The organism is Rhizobium sp. 01T444 (assembly GCF_056398305.1).
The window spans coordinates 1-17,007 of the sequence record NZ_JBFTPD010000039.1 but is presented as its reverse complement, the minus strand read 5'-3'; the positions used below and the strand labels follow the sequence as shown (position 1 = coordinate 17,007).

Annotated in this window: 15 protein-coding genes; 10 read left to right on the top strand and 5 right to left on the bottom strand. The window is 59.5% G+C overall.

What is annotated here, in order from left to right:
• The first annotated feature begins 2 nt into the window (after nucleotides 1-2).
• From AC1DTN_RS33025 to AC1DTN_RS33015, 3 genes are read left to right on the top strand one after another with little or no spacing between them, the layout of a single operon-like run.
• A complete protein-coding gene (locus AC1DTN_RS33025; RefSeq protein ID WP_477924340.1) occupies nucleotides 3-1,265 on the top strand; it encodes a YcaO-like family protein in 1,263 nt (420 codons plus the stop codon).
• Nucleotides 1,262-2,008, top strand: coding sequence for a TfuA-like protein (locus AC1DTN_RS33020; protein ID WP_477924339.1), 747 nt, complete (start codon nucleotides 1,262-1,264; stop codon nucleotides 2,006-2,008). Before AC1DTN_RS33025 ends, AC1DTN_RS33020 begins: the two co-directional genes overlap by 4 nt.
• A 58-nt stretch (nucleotides 2,009-2,066) precedes the next feature.
• Nucleotides 2,067-2,333: a hypothetical protein gene (locus AC1DTN_RS33015; RefSeq protein ID WP_113320282.1), complete on the top strand. Its 267-nt coding sequence runs from the start codon at nucleotides 2,067-2,069 to the stop codon at nucleotides 2,331-2,333.
• 46 nt (nucleotides 2,334-2,379) lie between these two features.
• On the opposite strand, the gene AC1DTN_RS33010 is transcribed toward AC1DTN_RS33015, so the two are convergent.
• The 3 genes from AC1DTN_RS33010 to AC1DTN_RS33000 form a co-directional block, all read right to left on the bottom strand.
• Nucleotides 2,380-2,787, bottom strand: a complete 408-nt coding sequence (locus tag AC1DTN_RS33010) for a helix-turn-helix domain-containing protein (RefSeq protein ID WP_113320281.1) — start codon at nucleotides 2,785-2,787, stop codon at nucleotides 2,380-2,382.
• 219 nt (nucleotides 2,788-3,006) lie between these two features.
• Nucleotides 3,007-3,831, bottom strand: a complete 825-nt coding sequence (locus AC1DTN_RS33005) for an amidohydrolase family protein (RefSeq protein ID WP_477924338.1) — start codon at nucleotides 3,829-3,831, stop codon at nucleotides 3,007-3,009.
• Between the two features lie 77 nt (nucleotides 3,832-3,908).
• Nucleotides 3,909-4,694 (bottom strand): IclR family transcriptional regulator, encoded by a 786-nt coding sequence (locus tag AC1DTN_RS33000; RefSeq protein ID WP_113320279.1) that lies wholly within the window; start codon nucleotides 4,692-4,694, stop codon nucleotides 3,909-3,911.
• Nucleotides 4,695-5,062: 368 nt separating this feature from the next.
• Here AC1DTN_RS33000 and AC1DTN_RS32995 point away from each other — a divergent pair, with 368 nt between their 5' ends.
• From AC1DTN_RS32995 to AC1DTN_RS32965, 7 genes are all read left to right on the top strand, one after another.
• Nucleotides 5,063-5,797, top strand: a complete 735-nt coding sequence (locus tag AC1DTN_RS32995) for an SDR family oxidoreductase (RefSeq protein WP_477924336.1) — start codon at nucleotides 5,063-5,065, stop codon at nucleotides 5,795-5,797.
• Nucleotides 5,798-5,856: 59 nt separating this feature from the next.
• Nucleotides 5,857-7,134 carry an L-fuconate dehydratase gene (locus AC1DTN_RS32990; protein ID WP_113320277.1) on the top strand — a complete coding sequence of 426 codons (1,278 nt, stop codon included), beginning with the start codon at nucleotides 5,857-5,859 and terminating at the stop codon, nucleotides 7,132-7,134.
• A gap of 750 nt (nucleotides 7,135-7,884) precedes the next feature.
• Nucleotides 7,885-9,105, top strand: a complete 1,221-nt coding sequence (gene repA, locus AC1DTN_RS32985; RefSeq protein ID WP_442207202.1) for a plasmid partitioning protein RepA — start codon at nucleotides 7,885-7,887, stop codon at nucleotides 9,103-9,105.
• Nucleotides 9,106-9,298: 193 nt separating this feature from the next.
• Nucleotides 9,299-10,291: a plasmid partitioning protein RepB gene (repB, locus tag AC1DTN_RS32980; RefSeq protein WP_477924334.1), complete on the top strand. Its 993-nt coding sequence runs from the start codon at nucleotides 9,299-9,301 to the stop codon at nucleotides 10,289-10,291.
• Nucleotides 10,292-10,497: 206 nt separating this feature from the next.
• Complete coding sequence (repC, locus tag AC1DTN_RS32975) at nucleotides 10,498-11,709, top strand: plasmid replication protein RepC (RefSeq protein WP_477924333.1); 1,212 nt, start codon at nucleotides 10,498-10,500, stop codon at nucleotides 11,707-11,709.
• A 372-nt stretch (nucleotides 11,710-12,081) separates the two neighbouring features.
• Nucleotides 12,082-12,642, top strand: coding sequence for a sugar transferase (locus tag AC1DTN_RS32970; protein ID WP_113320273.1), 561 nt, complete (start codon nucleotides 12,082-12,084; stop codon nucleotides 12,640-12,642).
• A gap of 165 nt (nucleotides 12,643-12,807) precedes the next feature.
• Complete coding sequence (locus AC1DTN_RS32965) at nucleotides 12,808-14,748, top strand: polysaccharide biosynthesis protein (protein ID WP_477924376.1); 1,941 nt, start codon at nucleotides 12,808-12,810, stop codon at nucleotides 14,746-14,748.
• Nucleotides 14,749-15,029: 281 nt separating this feature from the next.
• Here the strand turns inward: AC1DTN_RS32965 and AC1DTN_RS32960 are convergent, their stop codons facing one another.
• On the bottom strand, nucleotides 15,030-16,007 hold the full coding sequence (locus AC1DTN_RS32960) for a L,D-transpeptidase family protein (RefSeq protein ID WP_477924332.1): 978 nt from the start codon (nucleotides 16,005-16,007) through the stop codon (nucleotides 15,030-15,032).
• 149 nt (nucleotides 16,008-16,156) lie between these two features.
• Nucleotides 16,157-16,648, bottom strand: coding sequence for a nuclear transport factor 2 family protein (locus tag AC1DTN_RS32955; RefSeq protein WP_477924331.1), 492 nt, complete (start codon nucleotides 16,646-16,648; stop codon nucleotides 16,157-16,159).
• Nucleotides 16,649-17,007 lie beyond the last annotated feature (359 nt).

The window sequence follows — 17,007 nt, the reverse complement described above, 5'->3', positions numbered from 1 at the left end:
GCATGTCTGCTTTGGCCGACCTTGAAACGCTTGCCGCTGACCTCAACAGATCATCGGCAGGCATCAACAGCTACCACGACCGGTCGATGACCCCGGCGCAGACCTTTGCGGCGATCAAGCCGTATCTGCGTGAGTTCGGCATCACCCGCGTCGGACTGCTGACCGGCCTTGACGTGCTGAACATTCCGGTTGCCTTCGCCACAAGGCCGAACAGCCACACGCTGTCGGTCTTCCAGGGCAAGGGCATCGACAAGGAAGCGGCGATGACCTCTGCCGCCATGGAGGCGATCGAGACCCGCATCGCCGAAATTGCACCTGCCGATCTAACGTTTTCCAACCTCGAGACCATGAGGGCCGAACGGGCCGCCATGATCGATCTCGACAGCGTGGCGCGCTGCGCGCCCGAGGAGATCGGCGATGGTCAAATCCCCTGGTGCTCCGGCTTCGATCTTCTTTCGGGCAGCACCACTTTCGTGCCGTGGTGGCTGGTCGGCCTCGACCATCGCGGCGAACGCCCGCCGGGCTTCGAACAATCGAGTGATGGCCTGGCCTCGGGCAATACGCCGGCCGAAGCCGTGTTGCACGGGCTCTGCGAACTCGTCGAGCGCGATGCCTGGGCGCTGACCCAGCTGAAATCTCCTGAACAGCTCAAGCAGAACCGCATCGATCCGCTCGCCTTCGGCGATGCCGTAATCGACGTCTTGGTCGATCGCATCCGCCAGGCCGGCATGCGCCTTCTGCTGATCGACATGACCACCGATATCGGTGTCCCGGCTTTTCTTGCCGTCATCATTCCCGGCAATCTCTCGGACCGCGTCGATGCTCGCTGGGCCCAGGTCTGCGGCGGTTGCGGCTGCCATCCTGATCCGGTGCGCGCAGCTCTTCGCGCCATTACCGAGGCAGCCCAGAGCCGGTTGACGGCGATTGCCGGCAGCCGCGACGATTTTTCACCGAAGATCTACCAACGGATCGACCGCAGCGCCGGCATGCGCCAGGTCGTCGATCTCTGCAACAATGATGCGGCGCTAAAACCCTTCCCGATGCGCCCGCAGCGCCCGATGACGATCCAGGATACGGTCCGCCACATTTCCGGCCGGCTGAGGGCTGCCGGCATCGGCCAGATCATCGCCGTGCCACTGTYACACCCCACCCTTCCGGTTTCGATCGTGCGCGTCATCGTGCCAGGCCTCGAGGTCGATATCAGCGGCCAGTACATCCAGCTTGGCCTGCGCGCGGTCAACGTCATCAGGGAGGCCGCGGCATGAAGATCCTCTTCGTCGGTCCGAGCCTTGCAAGCGAGATTGCTGATGCCCGCAGAAAGCATCCCGATATCGATTTCCGCCCGCCTGCCGCCTGCGGCGACATTCTAAAAGCCGCGCAGGAGGGGGCGACAGCAATCGGTCTCATCGACGGCCATTTCGGCGATCTGCCGTCCGTCTGGCACAAGGAAATCCTCTTTGCTTTGGAAAAGGGCATTGCCGTTGCCGGCGGTTCCAGCATGGGCGCGCTGCGCGCTGCCGAATGCGCCGCCTTCGGCATGGTCGGCATCGGCTCGATCTTCGACGATTACGAATCCGGCGAACTCATCGATGATGAGGCAGTGGCGCTCGTCCATGCACCGCAGGAGCTTGGCTGGCTGCCGCTTTCCGTTCCCTGGGTCGATTTCGAGCCGACGATCGAAGGTCTCTATGCGAAGGGTGAGATTACCGTCAGCGAACGCAAGAAGCTGCTGCTCGCTGGCCGCTTCCTGCATTTCTCGGAACGGACCTATGCCAAGGTGGTCGAAGAGTCTCACTTTGCCCGCAAACCGCGGCGCGAGCAGATCCTGGCGGCGATCCGCGCCAATCGCGTCGAGCGCAAGCGCACCGACGCAAGGCTCGTGCTGGAATGGCTGCAAAAGGGAGACTTTGCGTCAGCCAAGCGTGATTGGAGCTTTGCTGCGACCTCGCATTTCGAAGTGCTGCAGGCCGAAGTCACGCAGCAGACGCAGCCTGTAACGCTCGAATAACGGTTCCAAGCCCAAGGTAACCTGCGTGGGGATATGACTGTTGTCGAGGGCCAAAACAATGTTCGAAAAAAGGGACCATGGTGCAGGCAGGGAATACGCAAGACTCTTCCGGCTGCTATCGGCAGCCAAGGACGAGGCTGAAAAACTTCAGCTGCGCAATCTCATGCACCTAACTAACATGGCGTTGCTACAGGTGGTCATCGATTGGGACGGCATCGATCCGGATAGGGAACTCGATGCGAACCTCGAAAAACTCGTCGGCAGCAAAGCTAAGATCGCAATGAAGGACGCTGGCGAAAATCTGATCGTGATCGATCGCCATTAGCCCTGATGCAGGGTGCGACTGAGCGCTAGAAAATCAGGCCGACGCGTTATTCGGCAGCGTCGACTTCAGTCTGCTCGGTGCTGGCAATCGCCTGGACGAGCTTTAGGATTTTCTTGCGAAGCTGCTCGTTCTTGATAGAGAAAAAGGCAGCGTTGAGCTGGACGCCTTCACGCGAAATGATGAATTCTTCGCTTGGAGCGGGATTATCGTTTGCGTTGGCGGCGGGCGCCGTCAGGTCGTCGAAGAAGGTCCTGACATCGACGCTGAGCGCGCCGGCGATTTCGACGAGCATGCTGGCAGAGACGCGGTTGGAGCCCTTTTCGTATTTTTGTATTTGCTGGAAGGTCACGCCAACACGATCGCCCAACTCCGTCTGAGAAACCTTTCTCAGCAGGCGCTGTATACGGATCGTCTTGCCGACGTGAACGTCTACGGAATGCGGTTCTTCTTTCATCTGATATTCCCTCCTGCGAAAACCGGGCCGACAACTTACACGGCCGGTAACAACAACTTTTAGCCGAGTTAGTTCAACCTAGCAATTGCTTGGATGTAGTTTAGGCTGGGCCAAAACATCGCGCCAACCGAGAGCCCCTCCGGATTGCACGTGGCGACAGATCACTTCAAGCGGGAATCCGGCAGAATTGAACCCTAAAAGGGCGGAGCTGAGTGAAACTCAGAGCATCCACAGACGCTGTGCATTGCCGTGAAGGAGCCTCGAACGCTCCGTTTCCGCGGTGCCTGACAGCACTGCCTGGGTGGCCGCGACCCAGGTGGAAAGGCCGTTCGCCAGCGTGCAGACAGGCCAGTCGCTGCCCCAGACCACACGATCCCAGCCGAAGCTCGATATGACGTGCTCGATATAGGGCCGCAGGTTTTCCGCCGTCCAGGTTGCCGGATCGGCATTAGTGACGATACCGGAAATCTTGGCGACGACATTCGGCCGGCGGGCGATTTCGGCAATGCCGCGGCTCCAGGGCTCGAAGGCTTTCGACTTAATATCCGGATTGCCACAATGATCGAGGATGAACTGCACATCGGGGGCGGCATCGGCGAGCGCAACCACCCTGCCAACCTGATGCGGCAGCGTGCAGAGGTCGAAGGTCAGGCCGGTGCCTGAGAGCCTTCTGATGTTCTCGCGGAAGAGCACACCTTCCGAGACATCGTCAGGCACCACATGCAGCACGCGGCGAAAGCCCTTGACGAAGGGATCGGCTTTCTGGCGCTCCAGATAGTCGGCGAAACCGTCTTCTTCCGGCCGGCAGGAGACGACCGCGCCAGCGACCAGATCGCCGAGGCGGCTGATATAATCGGTCTCGGCCTGCATGATGACCGGATCGACATCCACCTCCATGTGCAACACCTTGGTAATGCCGCAGCGTTTGGCTTCGCTCGCATAGGTCTCGTAGAGAAAATCGCGGTCGAGGGCCGGCACATCGGCAAGCCAGGGATAATTCAGCGCCGACCGGTCGATGACGTGCAGATGGGTATCGATAAACACGCTCTTCTCCTCCAAAGAGTGGTTGGCAGAACCTATCGTTGGTGAATGAATTATTCAAATTGAAATTCTGCTGGATCTTAACCCGGCAGGGAAATCGTTGCGCCGGCGAGCGCCGAAAGCTCAGCCGCCGTCTTCTGCACCATGCCGATCGCCTGGCTGATATCGGGCGCTGCCGGCGCATTTACCAGCGCGATATAGGGGCAGGTCAGCGCGGCAATACCGCGCCCATCAGGCCCCAGGACCGGTGCCGAGAGATTATAGACGCCGGCCGTCTGGGCGCTTGCCATGATTTCATAGCCGCGCTCGCGGATTTGGTTCAGCCGCTCGTAAAATTCCGGGCCGAGATCGGCGTCTTTGCGGGTGCGCACATGTTCCGAGATCATCATCGCGCGCTCTTCGTCGCTGCGGAAGGCAAGCAGCACATGGCCGGAGCCGGTGTCGAAAAGGCTGATATGGGAACCGACGCGGATCGACAGGCCCCAATAGTCCGGCGCCTCCTGCTGGGCGATGACGACGGCAGCGCCCCGGTCGAATACGGCAAGATGATTCGCCTGGCGCGAGCGCTGGGCGAGATCGCGCATCAGCGGCGTCGCATAGGAGGCAAGGCGGCGCACCGGCGCATGCAGCTGCGCCAGGCCAAAAAGCTTCAAGGTCAGAGAATAACGGTCGCCATCGAGCCGCGTCACGTAACCGCGCCTCACGAGACGGTCGAGCATTCGATAGAATTCGTTCGGGCTGCGCTCCAGCCGCTTGGCGATTTCCGCCTGCGTCAGGCCGCTGTCGACGCTGGCCAGAAGTTCGAGAATATCAAGACCCTTGTCGAGCGCCGGAGCGCGATAGCGATCTGACTCGTCGGTCTCCATTCTTCCCCCCTGTGAATATCATTCTGCATATACGCAGACGGGCAGACGGAAAAGAAAAAGTTCGCGCTTGACCATGAGGCTATCGTCTGTTTGTCTATAAACAGACAAATTAAAAGTGAGGACATTTTTCGGCATATTCTCACGCCGAACGATCGCAATCCCCGGAAAGGCTCGCCAAGGCGAGACAAAAATAAGATAACGGGAGAGGGAGGAAGGCCATGCAATGCATGGACATCGTGATTGCCTGCACAAAGGTGGCATCGCCTTGCAAGGCACGTGGCCGAACGCGGCCGTCATCCCGACTGATCCTTTTGAGATAGATTTCAGTACCACGCCAGCGCGCGAAAAATCCCCAAAGAGGCCATGACATGACAAGCAATCTTTCCGGCAAGACCGTTCTCATCACCGCAGCCGGTCAAGGCATCGGCCGCGCCTCCGCGCTTGCCTTCGCCGCTGCCGGCGCCAGGGTGCATGCCACCGACATCAATACCGACGCGCTGGCGACCCTTGCGGCGGAGAGCAAGATTTCCACCCGCAAGCTCAATGTGCTCGAAGACGAGGCGGTCAAGGCGCTGGTGGCCGAAATTGGCGCCGTCGATGTGCTCTTCAATTGCGCCGGTACCGTCCATAACGGCTCCGTGCTCGACATGAAGGATACCGATCTGGAATTTGCCTTCGATCTCAACGTCAAGGCGATGATCCRCACCATCCGCGCGGTGCTGCCGGGCATGCTGGAGCGCAAGGATGGCGCGATCATCAACATGTCCTCGGTCGCCTCGAGCATCAAAGGCGTGCCGAACCGTTTTGCCTACGGTGTGACCAAGGCAGCCGTGATCGGGCTTACCAAGTCGGTCGCTGCCGACTACGTGACGCAGGGCGTGCGCTGCAACTGCATCTGCCCCGGCACCGTGGAAAGCCCTTCGCTGCAGGACCGCATGCGCGCACAGGGCGACTATGACACGGCGCGCGCCGCCTTCATCGCCCGCCAGCCGATGGGCCGCCTCGGCACGCCGGAGGAGATCGCCGATCTCGCCGTCTACCTCGCCGGTGCGACCTACACTTCCGGCCAGGCCTACGCCATCGACGGCGGCTGGACGATCTGAGCTTTTGCATGGCCGGCTTCTTCCAAGGAAGGATACCGGCCCCTCAACGGGAAGACATCATGACCCGCATCACCGACCTCCGTGTTTTCGACCTTCGCTTTCCGACTTCGCAAAGCCTCGATGGTTCCGATGCGATGAACCCGGATCCGGATTATTCCGCTGCCTATGTGATCCTGGAAACCGACAAGCACGGGCTGGCCGGCCACGGCCTGACCTTTACCATCGGCCGCGGCAACGACATCTGCTGCGCGGCGATCGAGGCTATGCGGCATCTCGTCGTCGGCACCGAACTTTCAGAGGTGCTGGCCCATCCCGGCAAATATTGGCGGCATTTGACCAGCGACAGCCAGCTGCGATGGATCGGTCCTGAAAAGGGCGCGATCCATCTGGCGACCGGCGCGATCGTCAATGCCGTCTGGGATCTGCTTGCCAAGGAGGCCGGCAAGCCGGTCTGGCGCCTCGTTGCAGACATGCCTGCCGAAGAGATCGCCGATATCGTCGATTACCGCTACCTCACCGACGTGCTGACGCGCGATGAGGCGATCGCCATCCTGAGACAGGCCGAAGCCGGCAAGGCCGAGCGCATCGCCACGCTCGAAAAGGAAGGCTATCCCTGCTACACGACCTCGGCCGGCTGGCTCGGCTACGAGGACGAGAAACTGCGCCGGCTCTGCCAGGAAGCGATCGATGCCGGCTTCAACCACATCAAGATGAAGGTCGGCCGCGACCTTGAGGACGATATCCGCCGCCTCAGGATCGCCCGCGAGGTGATCGGCCCGGACCGTTACCTGATGATCGACGCCAACCAGGTCTGGGAGGTCGGCCAGGCGATCGACTGGGTCAACCAACTCTCTTTCGCCAAACCCTTCTTCATCGAAGAGCCGACGAGCCCCGACGATGTTGCCGGCCACCGCAAGATCCGCCAGGGCATAACACCGGTAAAGGTCGCGACCGGCGAGATGTGCCAGAACCGCATCATGTTCAAACAGTTCATCGCCGAAGGCGCGATCGATATCGTCCAGATCGACTCCTGCCGCATGGGCGGGCTGAACGAGGTGCTGGCCGTCCTGCTGGTCGCCGCCAAATTCGGCCTGCCGGTCTGGCCGCATGCCGGCGGTGTCGGGCTCTGCGAATATGTCCAGCACCTGTCGATGATCGATTATGTGGCGGTGTCGGGCACCAAGGATGGCCGTGTCATCGAATATGTCGACCACCTGCATGAACATTTCCTCGATCCCTGTATCATCAAGGACGCTGCCTATATGCCGCCAACCCGGCCAGGCTTCTCGATTGAAATGAAACCGGCCTCGATTGCCGGCTACACATTCCGCGGCTAGTGCAGGCGGCCTCGATACGAGGATGGCTTCCCCGGCTCTCTGCTGGGGATAGAAGCATGCCAATCATTGCAGAAACGTCCCGGATGCTTTATAAGAAGAGTATATGGAGATGGGCTCGAAAGAGCCATCTTCGCGAGCTTCGGACAGCCCGTTCGGTGCGTTTACAACTCGCTGTTTTTTCTCACATTTTTCAGCGATACGGAATCTATTTCGCAGATCGATTCCGTCACACCCCTGTTCGATTTTGGGACATCCTGTCGTCGAAAACGGCGTCAGGCAGCCTTTCGCTTGTATTCACTTTCCAGGCGGACGTTGGCGCGCGATCTCGTCTTCCGGGTGTCGAACACACAAGCGCGCCTTCCGTCTTCGTCAACGCTCAGGGGATCGCGGGAACAGGGCCGCCTCGCCCTTCGTCATCAGATCCTTTGCCGGCAAAGATTAGGAATCGATAATAACTGATTCTTCTCAATGGGATGCGCCACGGGCCGACCGCGGGATCAAAACATCAGCTTAGCCGCATCGATGGAAAAAATGATGTAAGGATGGCACAGCATTACAAGCCGAATGAGATTTCTGTTAACTGGCGGAGATATCAAGGGAAATTGTAATCCTTCTGTCGTAAACTCATGAACGTGACCGCTGCCGCTAAAACCCTGTTCTGCTGGAGTAGCTTGCCAGAATCGCTGCGATCGGTAATCGTCACGGATAAACAGCCGTTTCTGGTGTTTTTCCGTGATGAAAGATTAGAGCGTGAGCAAGCCACAAAGGACTTCTCGGACCCTTCAGCGTAGCGTCGATGAGACGATCGGTGCCCATGCGTCGACGATCAGTTCGCAGTTGCAGGCGATCAGCGAAGCCCTGTTTCCCCCGACCGCCAGCAAGACGCTGCGCCGCTTCACATCCGGCGAGGCGGCCAAGCTGATCGGGGTCTCGGATTCGACCTTGCGAAAGATGACGCTTGCCGGCGAAGGCCCGCAGCCCGATGTCGGCACCAACGGCCGGCGCCTCTATTCCTTGCGCCAGCTCAATGAGTTGCGTGCCCTGCTTGCAGCCTCTGCGCGTGGACGCGAGGCGTATGACTTCCTGCCGCGCCGCAGGGAGAACGAACATCTCCAGGTCATCGCCGTCACCAATTTCAAGGGCGGATCGGGCAAGACCACGACATCGGTGCATCTTGCGCAATATCTTGCGCTGCAAGGCTACCGCGTGCTCGCCCTCGATCTCGACCCGCAGGCCAGCATGTCCGCCATGCTCGGCGTCATGCCCGAGACCGATGTCCGTTCCAACGAGACACTCTATGCGGCGATCCGTTACGATGAGGAGCGACGCCCCCTCTCCGAGGTCGTGCGCAATACCTATTTCGACGGCCTGGATCTCATTCCCGGCAATCTCGAACTCATGGAATTCGAGCATACGACGCCGCGCGCGCTGATGCGCGGCTCCCGGGATGGCGAAGGCGTGTTCTTCATGCGCGTCGCCAAGGCGCTCGACGATGTTGCCGAGAACTACGACGTCGTTGTCCTCGATTGCCCGCCGCAGCTCGGTTACCTGACCTTGAGCGGCCTTTGCGCAGCAACCTCGATGATCGTCACCGTGCATCCGCAGATGCTGGACGTGGCCTCCATGAGCCAGTTCCTGCTGATGACGCATGACCTTCTCTCCGTCGTGCGCGAAGCAGGCGGCGAGCTCAATTACGATTTCATTCGATATCTGCTCACCCGCTACGAGCCGCAGGATGCGCCGCAGACGAAGGTCGCGGCCCTCTTGCGCAATCTGTTCGACGATCACGTCATGATCAATGCGATGGTGAAATCGGCAGCGGTCTCCGATGCCGGCCTCACCAAGCAGACGCTTTACGAGATCGGCCGCGAGAACCTGACACGCTCGACCTATGACCGGGCCATGGAAGCCCTCGATGCTGTCAATGGCGAGGTCGAGACGCTGATCCGGCAAGCATGGGGGCGCACATGACGTTCTGCCCGACCGACGCCGATCTATCAGGTTTCAGCGGTACACCCGATCTGTTGGGAGCTCCCAACAGAGGCTGCCACCGTCTGAGCGCCTGGCAAAAGTCCCTCCATCTGTCGGTAGCCCACAAGCGTGTTGGGAGCTCCCAACTGCGCTCTTCCGGCTTACGAGCTCTTGACTGGAAAGGAGAGAATTGATGAGCCGACGCGATACCGTCAATTCGATCTTCATGCGCAAGGCTGATACGCCGGCGCCTTCCGCCGGCGTCGAGAAGAACCCGGACCGCGTGCGCACCGGCGCCGTCTCAGCCATGGGTGCATCGCTGCAGGAAATGACGGAAGCTGCGCGTACCGCCGGCCGGCTGCAGGCGCAGATTTCCTCCGGGTTCTCCGTTCTTGAAATCGACCCGGCGGATATTTCCAATTCCTCGATCAGCGACCGTATCCCGGTCGAGCGCGATGTCGATTTCGATGCACTGGTGACGAGCATTGCCGAACACGGCCAGAAGGTACCGATCCTGGTGCGTCCCGACCCTGAAATGGAAGGGCACTACCAGATTGCCTATGGCCGTCGCCGTCTGCGTGCCGCGGCAAAGCTTGGGCTCAAGGTCAAGGCGATCGTTCAGAGCTTGAGCGACAACGAACTGGTGATTGCCCAGGGCAAGGAAAATCTCGACCGGCAGGATCTCTCCTTCATTGAGAAGGCGCTGTTTGCCCACCGTCTGGAAGAAGCAGGCTACCCGCGTGATGTCATTATAGCAGCACTCTCGACCGACAAGGCCGATCTCAGCCGTTACCTCTCGGTCGCCCGTGGCGTACCGCAGACAGTGATCCTTGCGATCGGGCCGGCACCGAAGGCAKGCCGCGCCCGATGGTTGGCACTTGTCGATGCTGTCTCTTCCTCACCGATGAAGGTCGAGGCGATCATTGAGGACGATGCCTTTGCCGATCTAGACAGTGATCAGCGCTTGCAGCGTGTGCTGTCGAAAATGACGGCGCGCGATACGAAGAAAGCTGCCCGCGATATCTGGAAAACACGGCAAGGACAGAAGGCAGCGCAAATCGAGCGCTCCGGCAACAAGACGCGCATTACTTTCGATGAGCGCATGGTGCCTGAATTTGCCGATTATCTCACCACCCGGCTGGATGAGCTCTTCGACGAGTTCGGCGCCGTCAGGTCACAACGATAACTGTTGGCGGGTTAAGCCGCTGACGAGGATTTGACTGTTAGGAAAAGGAGCCAATAGGCAAAGAAAAAGGCCCCCGAACAAACATCCGGAAGCCCTCTTCTCTCGTTTAGCACCTAGAGAATCGCACTTCCCGGAATCGCTGTCAAGGTTTTTGAACGCCGTTTTGGCGGGCGCCGATGATTTGCCTTTGTATAAGGTGAACCACGATGAATACGGGATTTGTGACGACGCCTTTCGGGCGGCGGCCGATGTCGCTTGCCTTGATGAGAGGTCAGCTTCAGGCCGAATCAGTTAAACCAGATAAGTCCGTGGACAAGTGGAAGGTGTTTCGCGACGTCTGCGAAGCACGCCCGCTGCTCGACATTTCTGATCGCACACTCGCTGTGCTGAACGCCCTTCTCTCCTTCTATCCCGAGAACCATCTCTACGGGGAGGCGAGCATGGTTGTCTTTCCATCCAACCGGCAGCTGATAGTACGGGCGCACGGCATTGCAGTCACCACGCTGCGCCGGCATCTCGCGGCTCTTATCGACGCCGGGCTGATCATTCGCAAGGACAGTGCCAACGGAAAACGTTTTGCCCGCCGCAAAACCTCCGGTGAGCTGGAGGATGCCTATGGTTTCAGCCTGGCGCCGCTTCTTGCCCGCAGCGAGGAACTCGCTGCCATGGCTCAAAAGATCGAAGCCGAYCGGATAGCACTCCGGCGAGCGCGCGAGCGACTGACGATCTGCCGCCGCGACGTCCGCAAACTGATCGACGCCGCAATCGGGGACGCCGTTCCCGGCAATTGGGACGAGATCGAGGCTGCCTATGCCCGTCACCTCGCATGCCTGCCTCGCACTCCCAAAGCTTCCGATCTGGACAGCGTGCGGCTGAAGTTCGAAGAACTACGCACCGACATCGTCAATCTGTTGACGAATTTCGATAATTTCAAAAAAACGACCGCCAGTGTGGTCCAAAATGAACCGCACATACAGAATTCAGATATAGACTCTCTCGAATTAGAATCTTTACCGGTGGTGCAAGTGGAAACGCTGGAAGTCGCGACAGAGAGGGCTCAGTCAAACGGATCGCAGAAGATATTCCCTCTCGCCCTCATCCTGCAGGCATGCCCGCAAATCAGCGATTATGCTCGGGAAGGGCCGATCCGAGGCTGGCGCGATCTCGTGACCGCTGCCGTCATCGTACGGTCCATGTTGGGGATCACCGCGGAGACCTATCAGGCAGCTTGCGAAAGCCTAGGCCGGGAAAATGCCGCTGTCGTTATCGCCTGCATGCTGGAACGGGCAAGCCATATTAACTCACCAGGCGGCTATCTGCGTGACCTGACCCGTAAGGGAGCGCGAGGAGAGTTCTCGCTTGGTCCGATGCTGATGGCGCTGGTACGGCAGAACAGTCCGGTTGCGCGCAGGGCATGAACACTTTCGTGAAACCAGGCGATAGCTGCGCGCCGTGACCGTTCATTCATATGGACATGGCTGCTAAAAGACGGCAATCGTCGTTTTGGTAGCTGTCATTGGAGCCATTGGAAGACGCATCGTTTTTTGGATGAAGAACGGGTGCCAGAAATGAAGGCTAGATTAACTTCCACAATGGACGAAAAGACATTTCGTCTCAATGGCTTAGTTGAAGCGTAGTTTTGGAAACGGTGGCGGAATTGCCGCAAATGCCTGAAAACCAACGTATAAAGCGCCCGAGGCCGAAAAGCCACGTTGACGCGAATTGGCCGCAGACGATAGGGCAAGTCAGGCCATCGCAGGCCAGAAGAGTATGGGAAAGTGAGGACGGACTTGAAACGGGCAGTGGATCTTTTTCTGGCTCTGGTGGCATCCCTGATCCTGATCATTCCGATCGGGGTCGTAGCGCTTTGCGTGCGCCTGACCTCTCCGGGACCGGCACTTTACTGGTCGAGCCGGGTGGGGCGCCGCAACGAGATCTTCCGGATGCCGAAATTCCGCAGCATGCGGATCGACACGCCCACGGTCGCCACGCATCTTCTCGACGATCCCTCCCGCTATTTGACACCGATCGGCGGTTTCCTGCGCAAGTCGAGCCTCGATGAATTGCCGCAGCTCTGGTGCATCCTGAAGGGCGATATGAGCTTCGTCGGCCCACGCCCGGCGCTCTATAATCAGGATGACCTGATCGCCCTACGCACGGCCGAAGGCGTCGATGCGCTGCTGCCAGGGCTGACAGGTTGGGCGCAGGTAAACGGGCGCGACGAACTGCCGATCCCGGAAAAGGTGAAGTTCGACGTTGATTATCTGCAACGCCGCTCCTTCTTCCTGGATATGCGCATTCTGGCAATGACTGTCGGCAAGGTATTGGGCAGTAAGGGCATAACCCATTGAGGCTACTACCCAAGGTTATAAACAGATTGCGTACGCGACTACCGATTATTCGGTTGCACTTGAGATCGAAAAGGACAAGAAGAAGTCAGGCGGGAATGATGGGTGGGCAGTATAAACATGCATGATGATCCTTCAAATGACGGATCAAAGACCAGCCAGTCCTGGATGTCGATGCAGGCACTGGTCGGACCGCTCTTGGCAATGCCGCGTCCGGCCAAGCGCATTCTTGCACTGATCGTCGATTCCAGCCTCTGTGTGCTCACCATCTGGCTTGCATATTGTTTCCGTCTCAATGAATGGACGGTGCTGACGGGCGTGCAATGGCTCGCAGTTCTCGTGTCGCTGTGTCTTGCGCTGCCGATCTTCGTCGTCATGGGCATGTACCGGGCGATCTTCCGTTATGCCGGCATTGCCGCCTTCCTGGCGGTGCTGAAGGCGATCGCGATCTATGGCGTTGCCTTCGCGACGATCTTCACCGCGCTCAGCGTTCCCGGCATCCCGCGTACCGTCGGCATTCTGCAGCCCTTCCTTCTGTTGATCGCGATCGGCCTTTCGCGCCTCGGCATCCGCTACTGGCTCGGCGATACTTATCAGCGCATCCTGCACAAGGGCGCGATGGCAAAAGTGCTGATCTATGGCGCGGGCAGTTCCGGCCGCCAGCTTGCCGCCGCATTGACGAACAGCGCCGAACTCAATGTCGTCGGTTATCTCGATGACGATCCGAAGCTCAAGGGCGGCATCATGGGCGGCCTGTCGATCTATGATCCCGCCGACCTGCCGGAGATCGTCCAGACGCTGAATGTCCACAACGTGCTTCTGGCCCTGCCCTCGGCAACGCGACAGCGCCGCAACGAAATCCTTGAGCAGATTCGCAAGGCGCGGGTGAATGTGCGCACGCTGCCGGATCTGACCGCTCTCGCGCAGGGCCGCATTGCCGTTTCCGATATTCGCGAGCTCGAAATCGAAGATCTGCTCGGACGCGAGGCCGTGGCGCCGCGCCAGGAGCTTCTCGACAAGGCGACACTTGGCAAGGTGGTGATGGTGACAGGCGCTGGCGGCTCGATCGGCAGTGAACTCTGCCGCCAGATCCTGCGCTGCGGGCCGACGCACCTCGTCCTCGTCGAGCAGAATGAATACGCCCTCTATGCAATCCATGGCGAGTTGTTGAAGCTTTCGGAACTCTATGAACAGAAGGTACAGATCGTGCCGATCCTCTGTTCGGTGCGCGATCGCGACCGCATGGAACACATCATCATGAGCTGGCGGCCGCAGACGCTCTATCATGCCGCCGCCTACAAGCATGTGCCGCTCGTCGAGCAGAATGCCGTGGAAGGCATCAAGAACAATGTCATGGGCACGCAGATCACCGCACAGGCGGCGGAAAAATATGGCGTGTCGAATTTCGTGCTGATCAGCACCGACAAGGCGGTTCGCCCGACCAATGTAATGGGCGCCAGCAAGCGGCTTGCCGAAATGGTGCTGCAGGCGCTATCGGCCGAAAAGCTGGCCGGCACGCACACCAATTTCTCCATGGTCCGCTTCGGTAATGTGCTGGGTTCCTCCGGTTCCGTCGTACCGCTGTTTCGCCAGCAGATCAGGGATGGCGGCCCGGTGACGCTGACCCATCCCGACATCACCCGCTACTTCATGACGATCTCGGAGGCCTCCCAGCTCGTCATTCAGGCAGGCGCCATGGCCGATGGGGGCGATGTCTTCCTGCTCGACATGGGCGAGCCGGTGCGCATTGCTGATCTCGCCCGTCGGATGATCGATCTTTCGGGCCTGACGGTTCGTAGCGACGAAAATCCCGAAGGCGATATCGAGCTGTCGGTCACGGGCCTGCGCCCCGGCGAAAAGCTCTATGAGGAATTGTTGATCGGCGACAATCCCGAGACGACGCAGCATCCGCGCATCATGAAGGYGCGCGAGGATTTTCTCTCCTGGCCGGAGCTTTCCAAGCGCTTGAAGGTTCTCGATGCAGCCCTCGACCGCAACGACATACCAGCCGCCCGCCTAATGCTCGCTGAACTCGTCTCTGGCTATGCCTCGACCGGCGAGGTGACGGATCTGGCGCTGAGCGCTGCCGAGGCCACCTCGGCAGCGTGATCAAAGCACGGCTTTGCGCGAGCGGGCCGTCAACGGGGAGCCGACCGACACCTTCGATTGCGAGGTCGCTGCCGTCTTCTTCGCCAGGCTGCAACTGGCATGTCGCTCCTTGCCCGTGACGACGGCGGAGAGACGGCGGTGATGGCTGTTCGCAAGCCGCGGAAGTCTGCCCTCGAGGGGCAGGACCTGCGAGCGTCGCAGCGGGTGAGCTGCTGTATCCGATCCCTATATCAGCGCAGGGGATACAGCTGGACGGACCCATGCGCTGGTCACAAGACCGCTCAGTCGACGAAGTCGACGACGACGCCGGGCTTCACCATGCTGGCAAGTTCCTCGACATCCCAGTTGGTCAGCCGCACGCAGCCGTGCGAACCAGCCTTGTCGATCAGCGAAGGCTCCGGCGATCCATGAATGCCGTAGGTCGGCTCGGAAAGGTCTATCCACACCGTCCCGACCGGGTTGTTGGGTCCGCTCGGCAATTCTAGCAGTTTCTTGTTATGGCCCTGCTGAAAATTTACTTTGGGATTATAGACGTATTTGGGATTACGAGCGACACCGTTTACCTTGTGCCGGCCCGCAGGCGAGGGGTTGTCGTCGCTGCCGATCGTTGCCGGGTAGACTGCCAGAACAGATCCGTCTTCGCCAAAGGCCAGCACCTCGCCGCTTTTCCTGCGGGCTTCGATACGCTTGGCCTTCCCCTTTCTCGGCGTACCGATGACCGCAATGGAAATCGTTTCGCCGGGGGTGAATTGGGCCCCAGGGTTCAATGCTTTCAGCAGGTCGATATCCATATGAAAGCGCTCGGACAGCCGCTCGGCGACGCTTGTGTAGCCGAGATGTGTCATCCTCGCTTGCTTTGCGTAGTCCTTCGGAATGTTCTCGACGAGATCAGCGGCATCATCCGGTGCAATGACGTATGGACCGATAACCTGCCGATCGTCCTGAAGGCGAGAGAGCATCTCCAGGTCGGGCCTTCCGTCGACCGGGAGGCGTTGCATGATCTCGAAGCCGGCAATCGCCTTGACGACGTTTTCACCGTAGAAGCCGTCGATCACCCCGGGCGATGCGCCGGCGCGATCCAGCAGCACCTGCAGATGAATGATGGCTGGATCTGGCGTCGTTGCCCTTTCACTCGGAGGGGCCGAGGAGATAGCATCAATCGACGCGTCATTGATGTTTTGAGCCGCAAGCGGCTGGGCGTTCCCGACACCGTGGATTGAAAGCGATATGAAGCCGCAAACGAGCATGGATCTGATCATGCTGTTTAAATCACGGAGGATAAAATGGTTCCCTCAGGACTTTTGCCGCACAGGTTCTTTTTGATCCGCAAAGGGCAGGCCGAGCGTGGCGGACCGCGCTGCAGTCCCCTCGACGGCATGACCGTGGGTAAGCCTGCCCTTTGCCCGTCTCACTCCACCAGCCTCTCCGGCAGCGGCTTCAGCGGATGGGCTTGCCAGAAGAAGATGTCGGCGGCGGCCTGGTCGAAGGCGAAGTTGCGGGCTTCTCGGATCTTGCCGTCCTCAATGCGGAAGGCGAGCACCCAGATCGTATCGACATTGGCCGCGCCTTCGCGGTTGGACCAGCCCCGATGCATGTCGACCACCCAGTTCTCGTCGGCCATGAGCGCGATGAGTTCGGCGCGGAAGCCGGACTTGCCGAGTTCGCGGAAGAAGGCGGCGACTTCGTTCCTGCCGCGTTTGGTGCCGGCAAGTGGATGATGGCCGGGAATGTGCCATTCGATATCATCGGCAAAGAATCCGGCGACACGGTTCATGTCGCCGCTCGCATAGGCGGCGTAATAATCGGCAACCACCTGCTTGTTCTCATCGGGACTAGCGGCCATGGACGCGCCCGCGGAAAACAGCGCGAGCGAGATGGTGAGAGCCTGTGAAATACGCATGTCGATCTCCAATGAAAGAACACAAGGGGGCAAAACACCAGCATTTGCGGGCTTTTCCTTGGGTTCATTTGTTATTTGACCGGCATTTTCGCCGATCGGCTAAACGTCTATCTTCCGCAGGACAAAGATGTCCTTCGGTTCTCGAACCATGCTCCAATTAGTGATCCTGATTCCTCGGCTTCGGTCACAGTGTGGCGTTCGGCTCCCGGGTTCCCATTCTCCTTGAAGAGCGCAGCCCCAGTCCTGCCGGGCCGCTAGAACGACATCAGGACAACCGGGATATCGTCGACGCGCCTTCCGTGGTGCTGGGTGCCGCGCGCTCGTAGGCGCGCTGGTCACGCAGGATCTGGAAAGGCGAT

Coding starts and splice junctions, on each gene's coding strand:
- AC1DTN_RS33010 (WP_113320281.1), bottom strand. CDS start 2,787: ATGAAAGAAGAACCGCATTCCGTAGACGTTCACGTCGGCAAGACGATC.
- AC1DTN_RS33000 (WP_113320279.1), bottom strand. CDS start 4,694: ATGGAGACCGACGAGTCAGATCGCTATCGCGCTCCGGCGCTCGACAAG.
- AC1DTN_RS33015 (WP_113320282.1), top strand. CDS start 2,067: ATGTTCGAAAAAAGGGACCATGGTGCAGGCAGGGAATACGCAAGACTC.
- AC1DTN_RS33020 (WP_477924339.1), top strand. CDS start 1,262: ATGAAGATCCTCTTCGTCGGTCCGAGCCTTGCAAGCGAGATTGCTGAT.
- AC1DTN_RS32960 (WP_477924332.1), bottom strand. CDS start 16,007: ATGATCAGATCCATGCTCGTTTGCGGCTTCATATCGCTTTCAATCCAC.
- AC1DTN_RS32955 (WP_477924331.1), bottom strand. CDS start 16,648: ATGCGTATTTCACAGGCTCTCACCATCTCGCTCGCGCTGTTTTCCGCG.
- AC1DTN_RS32990 (WP_113320277.1), top strand. CDS start 5,857: ATGACCCGCATCACCGACCTCCGTGTTTTCGACCTTCGCTTTCCGACT.